Below are 17,927 nucleotides of genomic sequence, written 5' to 3'. Positions count from 1 at the left end.
GGTTTTAATTCTGAATTATAGAATTGAAACCGGCGCCAATCATTATAACGCGATACCGACAGACAACTAACGATTAGCTAGGTTGTTGTCTGGTATAGCGACTCCCCTTGGTGGTAGCATAGCATGAACTTACACCGTCAACGATGACCAATACACATGTCTATACAGAATTCATTACCAGATTATCAATCTTTTGACGAAATATTGCATCAACAGTCAGTGGCGCTGACGGCAGCGGAGATGCATGGGTTGATTAGCGGCCTGCTGTGCGGTGGTAACCGCGACAGTAGCTGGCAGGTCTTAGTTCATGATTTAGCGAATGATGGGCTGGCTTTTTCCCATCCATTAGCTCAACAATTGCGTGAATTACGTGAAATCACATTTGAATCATTGGATGACAATAATTTCGCATTCAATTTATTGCTGCCAGATGAAGAAGATAATGTGTTTGAACGCGCAGATGCATTAGCGGGATGGGTTAACCATTTTTTGCTGGGATTAGGTGTTGCTCAACCGAAATTCGCGGATAGAAAAGAGATCAGTGAGATTATTGGTGATTTGCGCAATATCGGTCTGCTTGGTTATGAAGAAAGTGATGATCAAGAAGAGCTAGCCCAGGCACTGGAAGAGGTCCTTGAATATGTGCGGGTGGCTGCACAGCTTTGCTATATCGCCTTTACTGAACCTAAAACTGTTTTAATCGCCAAAAATGATAAACCAACATTGCATTAATCGGTGTTTATTGAACGCAAAATAATTATAAGTCGCAGGAGAGGGTATGATCAAACAAGAATATTTATCCCGCCGTCAGGCTTTACTGGCAAAAATGGCTCCGGCCAGCGCAGCGATTATTTTTTCTGCCTCGCCTGCGCCACGAAATTCAGATAATGAACATCCCTATCGTCAGCATAGTGATTTCCTTTATTTGACCGGGTTTAATGAACCGGAAGCGGTGCTGATATTAATTAAGAGTGATGATACGCATAATCATAGTGTGCTTTTTAATCGAGCGCGTGACCTGACTGCGGAAATTTGGTTTGGTCGTCGTCTTGGGCAAGAAGCGGCGCCGGAAAAACTGGGTGTTGACCGAGCTTTGCCTTTTGATGAGATCAAGGAGGAGCTTTATCAATTACTGAATGGTTTGGATGTGGTTTATCACGCACAGGGCGAATTTGCCTACGCCGATGAAATTGTCTTCCATGCGTTGGATATATTAAGAAAAGGCGGTCGTCGTAATCTTTCAGCGCCTTTAACGATAACTGACTGGCGCCCTTGGGTGCATGAAATGCGGTTGTTCAAATCTAAGTCAGAAATTGAAATGATGCGCCGGGCAGGTGAAATTAGTGCGCAGGCCCATATGCGCGCGATGAGAGTTTGCCGCCCAGGTATGTTTGAGTATCAACTGGAAGCCGAAATTCATCACGAATTTACTCATCAGGGTGCTCGTTACCCTGCTTACAACACGATTGTCGGGAGCGGTGAAAATAGCTGTATTCTGCACTACACCGAGAATGAGAGTAGGATGAAAGAGGGTGACTTGGTGTTGATTGACGCAGGTTGTGAATATCTGGGTTATGCCGGAGATATCACCCGTACTTTCCCTGTTAATGGCAAGTTTACCCGCGCTCAGCGTGAAATTTACGATATCGTCCTGAAAACACTCAATGTCTCATTGGAGTTGTATAAGCCAGGCACCAGCATCAACAAAGTCACAGAACATGTCGTGCAGATTATGGTGGAAGAGTTGGTGAAACTAGGCATTATGCACGGTGAAGTTGAACATCTAATCGAAACTAAAGCCTATCGTCAGTTCTTTATGCATGGATTAAGCCATTGGCTAGGGTTGGATGTGCATGATGTTGGTGACTATGGTGTAGAGCGTGACCGTATTTTGCAACCGGGAATGGTATTGACTGTTGAACCGGGGCTTTATATTGCACCGGATGCCGATGTGCCGATGGAATATCGTGGTATCGGTATCCGTATTGAAGATGACATTTTGATCACTGAAACAGGTAATGAAAACCTGACAGCCAGTGTTGTTAAAGAAGCTGATGAGATTGAAGCTCTGATGGCGAAAGCAAAACAGGGTTAAGTTAAGAATGAACGTGATTATCGTTGGTGGAGGCATGACCGGCGCGACGCTTGCGCTGGCGATATCTTCCCTGAGTAAGGGGCAGATTCATGTGTCCCTGATTGAAGCAGCAGAGCCGGAGCAGACACATCCCGGTTTTGATGCCAGAGCGATAGCGCTGGCTTATGGAACTTGTCAGCGTTTACAGCAGATTGGCGTTTGGTCTGTTCTGGAAGAGTATGTGATACCGATAACTCACGTTCATGTTAGTGATCGTGGTCATGCAGGGTTTGTGAACCTTTATGCAAAAGAATATAACATTCCAGCTTTGGGCAATGTTATCGAGTTGTATGATGCAGGGCAGTGTTTGTTCGGATTACTGAAAAATGCGCCTGGTGTCACGTTATATTGTCCATCCAAGGTTATGGCTGTTGAAAGAACCCTGTCATCGGTGGCTGTCACTCTGGACAGTGGTGAACGGCTGCAAGGTGAATTGCTGGTAGCGGCGGATGGCAGCCATTCTGCCATTGGTCGTGCCTGTAATATTCAGTGGCAACGGCACCCTTATGAACAGGTTGCTGTAATTACTAATGTACTGACTTCGGAGCATCCGCGAGGCAGTGCATTTGAACGTTTCACAGAACATGGTCCACTTGCTTTGTTGCCAATGTCTGGGGGGCGGAGTTCGCTGGTCTGGTGCCATCAGTTGGCGCGGAAAAAAGAGATAGCGAGTTGGAATAATGAGCAATTTCTTAAGCAGTTACAGCGAGCATTTGGCTGGAGACTGGGGAAAATATTGGAGACTGGTCAGCGTCATCGCTATCCATTGGTTCTATCCACTGCAAATCAACAAATTAGCCACCGATTAGCATTGGTGGGAAATGCCGCGCAAACATTACATCCGATTGCCGGTCAGGGTTTCAATCTTGGTATGCGAGATGTCATGACACTGGCTCAGATTGTTTCTGCGGCTTTTGCTGCGGGTCAGGATATTGGTACTTATCCGGTTTTGGCTAACTATCAACAGCAACGGGTTTTAGATCGGGAAAACACCATCGATATTACCGATGGATTGATACGGATATTTGCCAATCGTTATTTTCCATTACAAGCCGGGCGTAACTTCGGCCTGATGGTGATGGAAAAATGCTCTCCTATGCGGGATATACTGGCCCGTCAGACTCTGGGTTGGGTCGCCCAAAGATAACCGCAGATTAAGCAGACAAAATAAGAGGACGTTATATTATGCAATCATTTGACGTGGTTATCGCTGGTGGCGGTATGGTTGGTTTAGCGCTTGCCTGTGGCTTACAAGGCAGTGGCTTGCGGGTGGCTGTAGTGGAGAGCTATCCGCCTACTCATCCCGTTATTGCTGGAGAAGAGTATGCTTTGCGGGTTTCTGCGATTAATGCAGCCAGTGAGCGTTTATTACAGCATCTTGGTGTGTGGCAACAGATCTTGGATATGCGCACCAGTCCTTATCAGGAAATAGAAGTTTGGGAGCGGGATAGCTTTGGCCGTATTCAGTTCAGCGCGGCTGAATATGGGTTGGAATATCTTGGTCATATCATTGAAAACCGAGTTATTCGTGAAACATTATGGAAAAAAGCAGATAGCTTATCTGATGTGACCATTTTGGCACCGGCGGCTTTGAAACAGGTTGCCTGGGGTGAAAATGAAGCTTTTATGACTTTATCCGATGGTCGCATGTTAACTGCCCGTTTAGTGGTTGGTGCTGATGGCGCTCATTCATGGTTGCGTCAACATGCTGATATCCCTCTCACATTTTGGGATTATGAACATCATGCATTGGTAGCCACTATTCGCACCGAAGAGCCGCACGGCCGGGTTGCCCGTCAGGTCTTTTATGGTAATGGTATTTTGGCGTTTTTGCCCCTTGCCGATCCTCATTTGTGTTCTATCGTCTGGTCACTACCGGGTGAAGTTGCCGAACAGTACAAACAGCTTGATCATCAGCGTTTCAACCAGCAATTGGCGGTAGATTTTGATCTGCGCCTTGGTCAATGTGAATTGATGGGTGAACGTCTGACAATTCCACTAACCGGTCGCTATGCCCGTAATTTTGCGGCTCATCGTCTGGCCCTGTTGGGCGATGCCGCTCATACCATTCATCCATTGGCAGGACAGGGAGTGAATTTGGGCTTTATGGATGTTGCTGAACTGATAGGTGAATTGCGTCGTTTGCATGGTCAGGGAAAAGATATTGGTCAGCACTTTTATTTGCGTCGCTATGAGCGTCGACGTAAACATGGCGCTGCTGTGATGCTGGCTGGCATGCAAGGTTTTCGTCAATTATTTGATGGCAATAATCCGGCGAAAAAACTTTTGCGGGATATCGGGTTATCTCTGGCAGATAATTTACCGGGAATTAAACCTAAATTACTTCGTCAGGCAATGGGGTTGAATGACTTACCGGATTGGCTCTCTTCTAAATCCTATTCGGCTGAAAAAATCTAATTTAGCCTCTGCTTATCGATAACTATTTCTCATGTCTTGCTGAAATATGAATAGGTGATTTTATTCATATTTCAGTTAGATTGTAACAGAAAATGAGTGTTTTCTAAAGTTAATTGTTAATTTTGAGTATTATGACTCATTTTAATAGTTGAAAATTCTGCATACTCATAACACGTTTTTTGACGGTCACTGAATTGAACCCTATTTTTACTTATGGTTCATTTTGGTTTTCAGTGATAACTTTCATTTTAAGATATCGTTTGCGTCGCGTTTTTTAGCCGCTTTTTGTTCATGATTCACAGTATCTGTCGGTTAATACGCGGTATGTTTTCATGCAGGAAATGAAAAGAGGGAAATAATGGCAAAACAAACTCCATTGTATGACCAGCATCTGGCTTGTGGTGCGCGTATGGTAGATTTTCATGGCTGGATGATGCCTTTGCATTATGGTTCACAAATGGATGAGCATCATACTGTCCGCACTCATGCCGGTATGTTTGATGTTTCCCACATGACGATTGTGGATCTGCATGGTACTGGTTGCCGTGATTTCCTGCGTTATTTGCTGGCAAATGACATTGCTAAATTGACAGAAAAGGGCAAAGCCCTATACACCGGGATGCTTAATGCTTCTGGCGGTGTAATTGATGATCTGATTGTTTATTACCTTAGCAATGATTTTTATCGATTGGTGGTCAATTCTGCGACCCGTGAGAAAGATCTGGCATGGATTAATGAACATGTAGCCAGTTACCCGGTTGATGTTCAGGTTCGTGATGATCTGGCATTAATTGCGGTTCAGGGGCCTGAGGCTCAGGCAAAAGTAGAGTCTCTATTGAATGATGAACAAAAACAGACTATTGCCGGAATGAAACCTTTCTTTGGCGTTCAGGCGGGGGAGCTGTTTATCGCGACAACGGGTTATACCGGTGAAGCGGGTTATGAAGTGGCGTTGCCAAAAGAGCAGGCCGTGGATTTCTGGCAAAAATTGCTGAGTGTCGGCGTTAAGCCCGCGGGATTAGGTGCGCGTGATACGCTGCGGCTTGAAGCCGGTATGAACCTCTATGGGCAGGAAATGGATGAAACCATTTCTCCCCTTGCGGCTAACATGGGCTGGACAATCGCTTGGAAACCCGAAGATCGCCAGTTTATCGGCCGTGAAGCGCTAGAAAAACAGCGTGAAGAGGGCGCCGAGCAGTTAGTTGGCTTGGTGATGAGAGAAAAGGGTGTGTTACGTGGTGGCTTAATAGTTAGTTTTACTGATGAGATGGGCGCCTTACATTCTGGCGTTATTACCAGTGGCACGTTCTCTCCAACATTAGGATTCAGTATTGCCCTTGCCCGAGTGCCGCAGGGGATTGGTGAACAGGCGGTTGTCCAAATTCGCAATCGTGAAATGCCGGTTCAGGTAGTCAAACCTAGCTTTGTACGGGCGGGTAAGCCTCTCGTATAGTCATTTTTATCGAATAATAACTTGATGAGTAAATAGCAATTTATCCCGGTAAGCATGATTGGCGCAGCAGCACAAAATAGCCTAATCGGGGTAGGTTCTAGGATTGAAGGAGATGATGGTAATGAGTAATGTACCCGCAGAGTTAAGATATGCCCAATCACATGAGTGGGTTCGTGCAGAAGGCAATGGTGAATACACGGTAGGTATTACCGAGCATGCACAGGAGCTGCTAGGCGATATGGTCTTTGTTGATTTGCCGGAAGTAGGTGGTGAAATCAATCTTGGCGATGATTGCGCGGTGGTTGAATCAGTGAAAGCGGCTTCTGATATCTATGCGCCACTGAGTGGTGAAATTATTGCCGTTAATGAAGCGCTAAATGACTCGCCCGAATTAGTTAACAGCGAGCCTTATAACGAAGGTTGGCTGTTCCGTATTAAAGCCTCTGATGAAAGTGAACTTTCGCGTTTGCTGGATGCCGAAGGATATCAGGCACTTCTGGACGAAGAAGAATAATATGCTTACCGTCGCCCTGTTTCACATTGTGAGCAGGGCGTTTTTATTTGTATGCCATTTCTGGCCAGCTTCAGGAATTAGTCACAAATGATCCAGACATTAAGCCAACTCGAGAATCAGGGCGAGTTTATCCGCCGTCATATTGGCTCTTCCGCCGAACAGAAAAAAGAGATGTTGGCGACAGTGGGAGCAAGTTCCCTTGATGAGTTAACACAGAAAATTGTTCCCCGTGATATCGCATTACCAGAGCCACCCGATGTTGGCGGTGGCGCGACTGAACAGCAAGCACTAGCTGAACTGAAAACGATTGCCAGCCAAAATAAGCGTTACCAATCCTATATTGGCATGGGGTATGTGCCTGCTGTACTTCCGCCGGTTATTTTGCGTAATTTATTAGAAAATCCTGGCTGGTATACCGCTTATACACCTTATCAACCAGAAGTTTCTCAGGGTCGCCTTGAATCACTGTTGAATTTCCAACAAGTGACGATCGATTTGACGGGTTTGGATATTGCCTCTGCTTCTCTACTGGACGAGGCTACCGCGGCGGCGGAAGCAATGGCGATGGCAAAACGTACCAGCAAACTAAAAAATGCTGACCGTTTCTTTGTTGCTGATGATATCCATCCTCAAACATTGGACGTTGTTCGTACCCGCGCGGAAACCTTCGGCTTTGATGTGGTTGTGGATAAAGCAGAAAAAGTCTTGGAGCTGGAAGGCGTATTTGGTGTGCTGTTACAACAGGTTGGTACAACCGGTGAAGTTCATGATTATGCTGATCTGATCGCACAACTGAAACAGCGCAAAATCATTGTCAGTGTTGCCGCTGACTTGATGGCGTTGGTGCTTTTGACCGCGCCGGGTAAACAAGGGGCTGACATTGTGTTTGGTTCTGCCCAGCGTTTTGGGGTGCCAATGGGTTATGGCGGTCCCCACGCAGCATTTTTTGCCAGCCGTGATGAATTCAAACGTTCCATGCCGGGACGTATTATCGGTGTTTCCCGTGACGCGGCAGGTAATACCGCGCTACGCATGGCAATGCAGACCCGTGAGCAACATATCCGTCGTGAGAAAGCCAATTCCAACATCTGTACGGCTCAGGTGTTGTTGGCAAATATCGCCGGGATGTATGCGGTATATCATGGTTCGAAGGGGCTGAAACGCATTGCGGGCCGTATTCATCGTCTGACTGACATTCTGGCGGCCGGGTTACAGAAAGCCGGGTTCACTCTGCGTTACAAAACTTGGTTTGATACGCTGACCGTTGAAGTCGCTGATAAAGCAGCGGTATTGGCCCGGGCAGACAAAGCTGAAATCAATTTGCGTACCGATATTTACGGCGCGGTGGGTATCACATTGAGCGAGGCTACCAGCCGTGATGATCTGGTCAAATTGTTCTCTGTGCTGACAGGCACAGATGACAAGCTAGATGTTGAAGCATTGGATCAAGCGATGATGACGGAAAGTCACTCCATTCCTGCATCCATGTTGCGCAGTGATGAAATCCTTCAGCATCCAAATTTCAATCTCTATCACAGCGAAACGGATATGATGCGCTATATGCATCGTCTTGAGCGCCGGGATTTAGCACTGAATCAGGCCATGATCCCGTTGGGTTCTTGCACCATGAAACTCAATGCTGCGGCAGAAATGTTACCGATCTCTTGGCCTGAATTTAACGAACTGCATCCATTCTGCCCGCCAGAGCAAGCGCAGGGTTATCAGCAAATGATCAGCCAATTATCTCACTGGCTGGTGCAACTGACAGGTTATGATGCCGTTTGTATGCAACCAAACTCCGGTGCGCAGGGTGAATATGCGGGCCTGCTTGCTATTCGCCGTTACCACGAAAGTCGTGGAGAAGGGCATCGTCATATCTGTTTAATCCCCAGTTCTGCGCATGGCACCAACCCAGCTTCTGCTCATATGGCAGGTATGACAGTGGTGGTGGTCAGTTGCGATAAAGAGGGCAACATTGATCTGGCGGACCTGCGTGAAAAAGCGGAAAAATCCGGTGACGAACTTTCCTGCATCATGGTGACTTACCCATCAACCCACGGCGTATATGAAGAAACGATCCGTCAGGTATGTGAAATCATTCATCAGTATGGTGGTCAGGTTTACCTTGATGGCGCGAATATGAACGCGCAGGTTGGCATCACCGCGCCAGGTTTTATCGGCGCTGATGTTTCACACCTCAACCTGCATAAAACATTCTGTATCCCACACGGCGGCGGTGGTCCAGGAATGGGGCCGATTGGCGTAAAAGCTCATTTGGCGCCGTTCTTACCGGGACACTCGGTAGTTCAAATGGATGGCATTACTGAACAGAGAGCTGTCTCAGCGGCGCCATTTGGTAGTGCTTCTATTCTGCCTATTAGCTGGATGTATATCCGTATGATGGGTTCGCAAGGGCTGAAACAGGCAAGCCAGACGGCGATTTTGAATGCTAACTATATTGCTGCTCGCTTAAAGAATGATTATGACGTGTTGTATACCGGTCATAACGGTTATGTGGCGCATGAATGTATTCTGGATATTCGGCCGTTGAAAGAAGAGTTTGGTATCAGCGAGATGGATATTGCTAAACGCTTGATTGACTACGGCTTCCATGCGCCAACCATGTCATTTCCGGTTGCCGGTACGCTAATGGTGGAACCTACAGAATCAGAAAGCAAAGTAGAAATTGACCGCTTTGTGGATGCGATGCTGGCAATTCGTGCTGAAATTAGCAAAGTGGCAAAAGGCGAGTGGTCATTAGAAGATAACCCATTGGTTAATGCGCCTCACGTACAAGCTGAACTGGTTTCTGACTGGAGCCATAGTTACAGCCGTGAAACCGCGGTTTTCCCAACCCTGGAAACTAAAGTCAATAAATATTGGCCTGCGGTTAAACGTCTTGATGATGTTTACGGTGATCGTAACCTGCATTGTTCCTGTGCGCCTGTCAGTGATTATCAATAATTACTAATAAAATAGTCAACACCAGTATAATAACTGGTGTTGATATTATTTATATTTACTGGCGAAGCTGATTAAAATATAAAATAATTTTATGTATTTAATCCCTTTTTTTTCCAAATTTCACATGTTATTTCTAATTTAACAGTATCTTTCATTATGGCTATTTTTATTTAATAAAATGTTTTTATTGATATTTTATTTAAATAAGTTTTTATAGGTAATGATATTTCATTAATAAAAAATTGAAACTATTATTAATACAATAATTTATTATTATTGTATGATATTCGCAATCCTCAGAAACTGTATGAATTAAGTTTTCCTATAGTGCCTCTTCTGTTGAAACAGGGAAACACGGCGAGTAGTACGAGAGTGTTCTACTCCGTTACCATTGAATATCTCCATCCTTTACCGCGATTTTCTGGCATTTAATATATCAGATTCTCCATTAGCAGGATTAAAAATCCGGGCGCTGATCACATTTTATACTGATAATTTAGACGGATAAATCATTCGTCATTAGAATAGTTTAATTATGTCACTATCAAATTATCAATATTTTCTATGGAAAGATTATCGCTTTATCACCGCAGTCTGGCAGCGCTTGTCCTGCTGGCAATATCCGAATGGACTCATGTTTCAACATCGGGTGCACTGGGATCTATTTGTCACACTATTCACCGGATTGAATTTGCAGGGGCAGAAAGTTTGTCCCGGTCAGACCAAGAACACTCGATGCATCCTTATTTATCCGCAGGGTTAACTTCGCAGGATATCAACGCACGGGTACGAAAAACCACTAATACCTCATTGGGTAATTTATTAGTCAGCATTACTGACTTTGCCACACTTAAATTAAGAAAAGGGACAGTACGATGGATAAACGCCACAATTCGATGGCCAGGGTCACGAGTTATCTTTTAATTTACCTGACGGCAATCCAGCCATTGCACCCGGCTATGGCTGTCGGTATAACACCGGATAACAACCGCACACAGGTACAAAATCAGGGCAATGTGCCGGTGGTGAATATCGCCACGCCGAATGATGCGGGCATATCCCACAACACCTATCAAGAATTCAATGTCGCCACTCAGGGAGCCGTACTTAATAACGCGACACAAACGGCTCAATCGCAACTGGCAGGGCAACTTAACGCGAACCCTAACCTGAAAGGCAAAACGGCGGAACTGATTATTAACGAAGTCACCGGCAGTGGCCGCTCTGACCTGCAAGGCCAGTTGGAAATTGTTGGCAATAAAGCCAACGTGATGATTGCCAACCCTAACGGCATTACCTGTGATGGTTGTGGTTTTATTAATACCACCGGCGCAACCCTGACCACCGGTAAGCCCCAATTTGATCAACAGGGCGCACTAGAAGCACTGGAAGTGAAAAAAGGCCAGATTACCATTGGCGGCAAAGGGCTGGACGGCAAGACGACGGATTATGTCGATATCATCAGCCGGGCGGCGGAGTTGAATGGAAAAATTCAGGCTAACACCCTGTCGCTGACTCAGGGGGCCAACCGTATCAGCTTGAAAGACGGCACGGTTAAACCTATCGCCGGAGAAGGGGCAAAACCGCAATTAGCGGTTGATACCAAAGCCTTAGGTGGCATGTATGCCAATAAAATCCGGCTGGTTGCCACTGAAAAGGGGGTTGGGGTTAATCTCACCAATCTGACCACAACCCAAGACGCTATCAGTTTAACCGCTGAGGGTAAAATTATCTTGGGGGAGGTACAAGCTAAGACCGATATCAACATCAACAGTAAAGCCATTGAAACGGCAGAACAAAGCCATGTACAAGCGGGTCAACATCTGAGATTGACTGCCGAGACACTGCGCAATCAAGGTCAAATCCGTGCGGGTGGCGATGTCGCGATTAAAGCGACTAAACTGGATAACATAAACCCGACCAAGCAAAGTCACCCTATTATTACCGCGGGTAAAAACAACAGCATCACTGCTAACGAGATAAATAATGTTGGCGAGTTAAGCGCGGCGCAAAACCTCACCCTGACAGGTAAAAATTTTTCAACCAAAGCGATAAAAGACAGTCAGCAGAATATCATCGGTAAACTGAGTGCCGGTGGGGATCTGACGGCGACATTTCAAGATACATTTCGTTTTGATTTTGATAAAGAACATTTTAACGAGGGAAAGAAACCCACGGATCTGGCGTTAATCACCGGGAAAAACATTTCTCTCACTGCCCGAGATTTAGTAAATCGTGCGTCAATGAGGGCAGAACAAAACTTAACCGCTGACGCGGAAACGATCTATTTAGGCCAGGGGCATTTAAAAGCCGGGAACCATGTCATGTTGGATGGAAAGTCACACCTTGATGTGAATGGTTATGATATCTCCGGTCATGATGTGACCTTGCTTGCCAGCCGGGGAATGCTGTCTGTTGTCTCTGGGGACGACTATACCCCGGAAGGAACAAGGGTATTAACCACGCTTTCTGCTGATAACCTATTACGCATTATCGCCGATGGTCCTATTGATATTGCAGATACCCTGATTAACCGGGCGAAAAATATCTTTTTGGCAACCAATGATAAACTTGAGATTTATGCCTCGGGTGATTTAATTGATGAACAGAGTCCACTTAGTGACGGCGCTAAACAAGAATTAATTAATCAGCGTCTGCGCCAGCTTAGCCAATTGCAAGCGGATGAAAATATTGAGATCCATGCAGGAAAGATTGTCGATCTGAGAAGTATTTCTTTAACTGCGGGGAAGGATATCACTCTGACCAGTGGCGGCACGCTTGATATTAGCAAAAGAACAGCAGAGGACCCTTATGAATATTCAAATGAGCATGGAGATGACTATGAAAAACATTATGAAAATGCCGATGACGAGGAAGACGAACAGTCTTACCCACAATTTCAATTCCCGATAATAAAAAGTACCCTCACTGCCGGCAATAATTTAACCCTTAATTCCGGTGGTGACATTATTGATACTGAGGCAATTTTATTGGCAAAAGGGGTGACTGCAATTATCAAAAACAACAAAGAATTGCATTCACCTAAAGGAAAATATAATTCAGTCGAAGGGAAATATACGCCAGTCACTTCTGCGCTGATTGCACGTGCGTTAAGTCATGCTCCTCAACTGACAATGAACTTCTCAGAAGTAGAAGGAGAAGTACCGGGAATTAAACTGGCGGATAAGCAAACGCGGATCACCTCGAAAAACAATCGCCCTATTATTCATATTGCGGCGCCTAACGCCCGTGGTGTTTCACATAACCGTTATCATGAATTTAATGTTGGCACTGCGGGACTGGTATTGAATAACGCGACCCATGATACGCAGTCTCTACTGGCGGGGCAAATTGGCGCCAATCTTAACTTCAACGGTAAATCAGCCGAGCTGATTATTAATGAAGTCGTGGGGACCTTAGCCTCAAATTTGCAAGGGCTGTTGGAAGTCGCAGGGCAAAAAGCCGATATCCTCATTGCCAACCCGAACGGCATTACCTGTAATGGCTGTAGTTTTGTTAATACCCCGGCTGTCACCTTATCGACCGGTAAACCGGTGTTTGATAAAGAGGGCGCGTTAGCGGCTCTGGAAGTAAAAAAAGGCGCCATCACCTTGGGTGAAAAGGGGCTGGATGCGACGGCGCAAGATTCTATCGATATCATCAGCCGGACCACTAAGCTTGACGGTAAACTACAGGCGAAAAACCTGACATTGACACAAGGCCCCAACCGGATTGATTTCAAACGCGGGACCCTTGTCCCTATTGCAGAGGAAGGTTATACCCCTTGGAAAGCGATTGATACCGGGTTATTGGGGGGAATGTATGCCAATAAAATCCGTCTGGTGAGTACCGAGCCGGGTAAGGCTGTCAATCTGACTAACCTGACGGCAACCCAAGGCGACATCAGTCTGACGGCGGATGGCAAGGTGATTCTGGGGGATGTACAGGCTAAAACGGATATCACCGTTAACGGTAAAGACATTGAAACGGCGAAACAAAGTCATATGCAAGCCGGTCAGCATCTGATGTTGACAACCGACACATTGCAGCATTGGGGACGAATTGGCGCCGACGGTGATATCGCCATTAAAGCGAAAACCTTGTCTTTAAATGGGGGAAATGTCACCGCCGGGAACAAGGTTCAGCTACAGGCAGAGAAAAGTCTTACGGTGCGTGGCACTGATATTTCAGGTCATGACATTACCTTAATCTCCAGCGGTGGTGGTATTTATGTTTCATCTGGAGGAGATAATTCCGCTACGGCAGGCACACAGGCGCCATCTACTATTTCTGCGGTTAATACATTACATATTCTGTCTGAACAGGGAATATCGCTTTCAAATACGCTAATTAACCGGGCGAAAAATATCTTTTTAGCAGGTAATGGTTGGGTTAATACTAATCAGCCTTTGGTAGCGGATGAGAATATTGATCTTCACGCTGGATGGGGGATAAATTTGGATGGGATTTCCCTGACCGCCGGGAAAGATATTACCCTGACCAGTGGTGGTTCGATTAATATTGGCAAGGTTACTGCCGGCAACAATTTAACCTTGATTGCCGGCAGCAATATGAAGGAGACAGCATTATCGGCAGAAGGCGCGACCACAGTCGCCCAATATAGTACCGCGTTGCGCTTAGCTGACGGGAAATATACCCCGGTGACTTCGGCGTTGATTGATCTTGCATTAGGCAATGCCCCCCAACTGACCATCAATATCCCAGAAATAGCCGGTGGAATACCCGGGATTCAACTGGCGGATAAACGAACGCGGATTGCCGTGAGAAATAACCTGCCTATTATCCATATTGCGGCGCCTGATTCTCGAGGTATTTCACATAACCGTTATCAGGAATTTAATATTGGGGCTGCCGGGCTGGTGCTCAATAACGCTACCGAAGCTACCCAATCCATACTGGCGGGACAAATTGGGGCAAACCCTCACTTTAACGGTAAATCGGCTGAGTTGATTATTAATGAAGTGGTGGGGACTTTAGCCTCAAATCTACAGGGCCTGTTGGAAGTGGTGGGGCAAAAAGCTGCTGTCTTCATCGCCAACCCGAACGGCATAACCTGTAATGGCTGTGGCTTTATCAATACCCCGGCTGTCACCTTATCGACGGGTAAGCCGGTGTTTGATAAAGAGGGCGCGTTAGCGGCTTTAGAAGTGAAAAAAGGCGCCATAACCTTTGATGAAAAGGGGCTGGATGCGACGGCGCAGGATGATGTCGATATTATCAGCCGGACCACGATACTTAACGGCAAAGTGCAGGCGAAAAACCTGACACTGACACAAGGCCCCAACCGGATTGATTTCAAACGCGGGACCCTTGTCCCTATTGCAGGCGAGGGTGATACCTCTTGGAAAGCGATTGATACCGGATCATTGGGGGGAATGTATGCTAATAAAATCCGTCTGGTGAGTACCGAATCGGGTAAGGAAGTTAACCTGACCAACCTGACCGCAACGCAAGGCGACATCCGTTTGACTGCTGATGGAGAGGTGACGCTAGGAAATGTGCAGGCTAAAACAGACATAACCGTTAGCAGTAAAAGCATTAAAACGGCGGAACCGAGTCATGTACAGGCAGGCAAAGATATCACGCTTGCCGCGAACACGCTGAACAACACCGGTAAGATTATCGCAGAAGGTGACATGCGGTTATTTATCGACCATTTATACAATTGGAATAAGGGACTGATTCAGGCAAATAACCATCTCTGGTTGCAAAAAGACGCGAGCGGTAATTTAAGCACTGAAATTAACAACACTTCAGCGACGCTGAAAACCCATAACGGGGATATTATTATTCGCGCAAAAGCGTTAAATAATGCTTGGAATGCCAGCGTCGCTGCGGGAATGAACGCTTATATCAATGCGACAAAACTGGATAACAGCCAAAGCCAGTTTCATGCGAAGAAAAATCTCATCTTAACCGGTTACGACTTTAACAGCGGGATGGACGATAAACTCTCAGCCGATCTGAATGTGGTGGCTGATTTTATTAATCAATTCAACGGAACTGCGTTCATCTCGGCGAAAAATATTCTGCTTCATGCCGGTGAAATTATCAGCATGGGATACTTCAAGGCGGACAATGATCTGTCCGTCATCGCTGAACGTGGAATAAATGCCCGCCAAAATACACTGGAGGCAAAGAGAAATCTGACCTTGATTGCGGGTAAAGATATTGAGGCATTTCAAGTCGGGTTGAAAGGAGAAAATATTGAACTGCTTACGCGCGAAGGCGACATTCGGATGTGGGGGGACGGTTCGCGTATTTCGGCCAGCAACAATTTGCGGATATTGGCGGATCACGAACTGAATATCCAGGATCTTTTGTTCGATAAAGCCAACAATATGACATTAAACGCGGGTCATGAAATTAAGGCTGACGGGGTTAAATTAGCGGCAAATAAAAATCTGACCTTAATTGCGGGCAAAGATATCACCGCCCGTCAGGCAGAGTTAAAGGGAGAAAATGTTGAACTTCTGGTACGTGAAGGCGACATCCAAATGGGACGGAATCGGTCTCATGAGTTATTGGCCTCAATTTCGGCCGATAATCATTTGCGGATTTCAGCAGGCAACGATCTGGATCTCTCCGGTACCCGGTTGGATAAATCACAAAACCTGACATTAAGTGCGGGTCGTAACCTGAATGCCAGTCGAAGCCAATTGAACGCTGCGGGCAATATTAATCTGTTTGCGGGAAATGATTTAATGTTGCGGCAAGCTGGTATCCGGGCGGGGCAACAAGTCATGCTCAGTGCGGGCCGTGATATTGATATCTCTCGCCCTAATACGCCAGAGAGCCTGTTTTATTTATCCGAATTAGATGGATTAGACAAATTCGCTGAATTAGGTACGCAAATTACCGCGGGTGATCACCTGCAACTCAGTGCGGGGGAAGATATCGCGGGTATCGCGAGATTAACATCGACTAAAGGAAATGTATCGGTTAACGCTGGCCGGGATTTACTGTTCTCTGCCCGGAAATATTCGCCGATTAATGATGGCGATAAACAGTACCTTTATGCTGCCAGCGCTATCAACGCGGCCCAAAATCTCACATTAGTTGCGGCAGGCAACCTGCTGACATCCGGGGCCAGCTTGACATCCGGCAATGATATGCGGCTTTCCGCGGGTGGAAATGTTCGTTTTGAATCGCGGCAAGAATTTATCCGCGAGGGGAATATTGAGCGCTTTACGCAACACGCCAGCCGGCTGAATAGTGGCGGCGCATTAACGATTCGCTCCCAAGGCAGTATTTTATTCCAGGCGACGGAATTAATCGCCAAGGGTGTAATGGATATCGCGGCAACAGGCGGTTTTCTCTATGCGCAAGCGATGGAAGAAGTTTATAAGCGGGAAGAAACAGAGAAAAGCTGTAAAGGTTTTGGCCCCATAAAGTCGTGTAAAGTGTTTGGGTCTAAAACAGAACATCGAGTACAAATCAAGAAGACCAACAAAGTCACGGAATTTACGGCCGGGGGTGATATTAACCTGATGGCAAAAGATGAGGTGACATTGGAAGCGAGTCGGATAGAGACCAGTAAAAACGCGAAAATCACCAGCCAGACAGGGAAAGTGAACTTCAAGGCGATGCCCAATATTGATTTTGAGCAGACCATCACGACATCAAAAGGCTTTTTTATTACACAGCGCGATAAAGGTCATCGTGAAGAGACCTGGATAATCCCGTCAGTGCATGTTGGCGGTACGCTGACGGTGGATGCGGCGAAAGGCATCAATGCGGATGTGAAAGTAAAAGAGGGGCAGTTACTGGAAGACGCGTTAGGAGTACTGGGTAACACCCCCGGCACCGAATGGTTGAAAAATCTTCAAAACCGCAATGATGTCCAGTGGAATCAGGTTAAGGACGCTTACAGTAGCTGGGACAAAAAAAGCGAAAGCTTAAACCCCGTGGTGGGTGCGGTGATTGCGATTGCTGTCGCGGCGGTCACGGCGGGTTCGGGTTTGGCGGCTTGGGCGGGAAGTGGCGCCGTGGGGGCGACAGGCGCCACGGGAGCTACGGCGAGCGCGGTTTATGGGGCGGCTTATGGCGGAATGATAGGGTTGACCTCGCAGGCGGCGGTGGCCTTAGTTGAAAATAAAGGGGATCTCACCAAGACACTGGCAGCCTTAGCGAAGCGCGATTCAATCAAATCCCTTGTTACCCAAATAGCCGTGGGTGGCGCATTAGGGGGATTAGACCACACGATGGGCTGGGGAAAATTAGTGGAGGGAAAAGGCGTTGTCGATCCGATAAAAGCGCAGCTTCCCTTATTGAGTAATAATAATTGGAGTCAGGTGGCCCAGCGTGTTGCGGCGCAATCCGTGGTGAGCTCAACAATAGGGACGGCGATTAACGGCGGCAGTTTTACGGATAATCTGCAAACCGCATTGTTGAGTAATATTGGTAATCAGATTAATGCGGAA

Annotated in this window: 9 protein-coding genes; all 9 read left to right on the top strand. The window is 46.5% G+C overall.

Features of this window, described 5'->3' with window-relative positions:
- Positions 1-156 precede the first annotated feature (156 nt).
- A complete protein-coding gene (locus tag BA1DRAFT_RS16420; RefSeq protein ID WP_036781295.1) occupies positions 157-732 on the top strand; it encodes a YecA/YgfB family protein in 576 nt (191 codons plus the stop codon).
- Between the two features lie 46 nt (positions 733-778).
- Positions 779-2,095: a Xaa-Pro aminopeptidase gene (gene pepP / locus BA1DRAFT_RS16415; protein ID WP_036781294.1), complete on the top strand. Its 1,317-nt coding sequence runs from the start codon at positions 779-781 to the stop codon at positions 2,093-2,095.
- A gap of 7 nt (positions 2,096-2,102) precedes the next feature.
- Positions 2,103-3,281, top strand: a complete 1,179-nt coding sequence (gene ubiH, locus BA1DRAFT_RS16410; protein ID WP_036781291.1) for a 2-octaprenyl-6-methoxyphenyl hydroxylase — start codon at positions 2,103-2,105, stop codon at positions 3,279-3,281.
- Positions 3,282-3,319: 38 nt separating this feature from the next.
- The gene (ubiI, locus tag BA1DRAFT_RS16405; protein ID WP_036781289.1) at positions 3,320-4,552 is read left to right on the top strand and encodes an FAD-dependent 2-octaprenylphenol hydroxylase; all 1,233 of its coding nucleotides are present in this window, start codon (positions 3,320-3,322) and stop codon (positions 4,550-4,552) included.
- Positions 4,553-4,910: 358 nt separating this feature from the next.
- A complete protein-coding gene (gene gcvT, locus BA1DRAFT_RS16400; RefSeq protein WP_036781286.1) occupies positions 4,911-6,005 on the top strand; it encodes a glycine cleavage system aminomethyltransferase GcvT in 1,095 nt (364 codons plus the stop codon).
- A gap of 121 nt (positions 6,006-6,126) precedes the next feature.
- Positions 6,127-6,519, top strand: a complete 393-nt coding sequence (gcvH, locus tag BA1DRAFT_RS16395) for a glycine cleavage system protein GcvH (RefSeq protein ID WP_036781285.1) — start codon at positions 6,127-6,129, stop codon at positions 6,517-6,519.
- An 87-nt stretch (positions 6,520-6,606) separates the two neighbouring features.
- Entirely contained in the window at positions 6,607-9,483 is a 2,877-nt protein-coding gene (gene gcvP / locus BA1DRAFT_RS16390; RefSeq protein ID WP_036781283.1) for an aminomethyl-transferring glycine dehydrogenase, read from the top strand.
- A gap of 564 nt (positions 9,484-10,047) precedes the next feature.
- On the top strand, positions 10,048-10,407 hold the full coding sequence (locus tag BA1DRAFT_RS22215; RefSeq protein ID WP_072164817.1) for a POTRA domain-containing protein: 360 nt from the start codon (positions 10,048-10,050) through the stop codon (positions 10,405-10,407).
- The coding region (locus BA1DRAFT_RS16385; RefSeq protein WP_051560823.1) for a two-partner secretion domain-containing protein at positions 10,359-17,927 on the top strand (7,569 nt) is incomplete at its 3' end. The genes BA1DRAFT_RS22215 and BA1DRAFT_RS16385, both read left to right, overlap by 49 nt.

It is taken from the genome of Photorhabdus aegyptia (genome assembly GCF_000612035.1).
GTDB lineage: Bacteria > Pseudomonadota > Gammaproteobacteria > Enterobacterales > Enterobacteriaceae > Photorhabdus > Photorhabdus akhurstii.
Note: the sequence above shows the minus strand (reverse complement) of the source record. Positions and strands in the feature narration are given on the sequence as shown.

What these genes read in the sequence shown, in the direction of transcription:
- BA1DRAFT_RS22215 (WP_072164817.1), top strand. Translation starts at nt 10,048, where the DNA reads ATGGAAAGATTATCGCTTTATCACCGCAGTCTGGCAGCGCTTGTCCTG.
- gcvH (WP_036781285.1), top strand. Translation starts at nt 6,127, where the DNA reads ATGAGTAATGTACCCGCAGAGTTAAGATATGCCCAATCACATGAGTGG.
- ubiH (WP_036781291.1), top strand. Translation starts at nt 2,103, where the DNA reads ATGAACGTGATTATCGTTGGTGGAGGCATGACCGGCGCGACGCTTGCG.
- gcvT (WP_036781286.1), top strand. Translation starts at nt 4,911, where the DNA reads ATGGCAAAACAAACTCCATTGTATGACCAGCATCTGGCTTGTGGTGCG.
- pepP (WP_036781294.1), top strand. Translation starts at nt 779, where the DNA reads ATGATCAAACAAGAATATTTATCCCGCCGTCAGGCTTTACTGGCAAAA.
- ubiI (WP_036781289.1), top strand. Translation starts at nt 3,320, where the DNA reads ATGCAATCATTTGACGTGGTTATCGCTGGTGGCGGTATGGTTGGTTTA.
- BA1DRAFT_RS16420 (WP_036781295.1), top strand. Translation starts at nt 157, where the DNA reads ATGTCTATACAGAATTCATTACCAGATTATCAATCTTTTGACGAAATA.
- gcvP (WP_036781283.1), top strand. Translation starts at nt 6,607, where the DNA reads ATGATCCAGACATTAAGCCAACTCGAGAATCAGGGCGAGTTTATCCGC.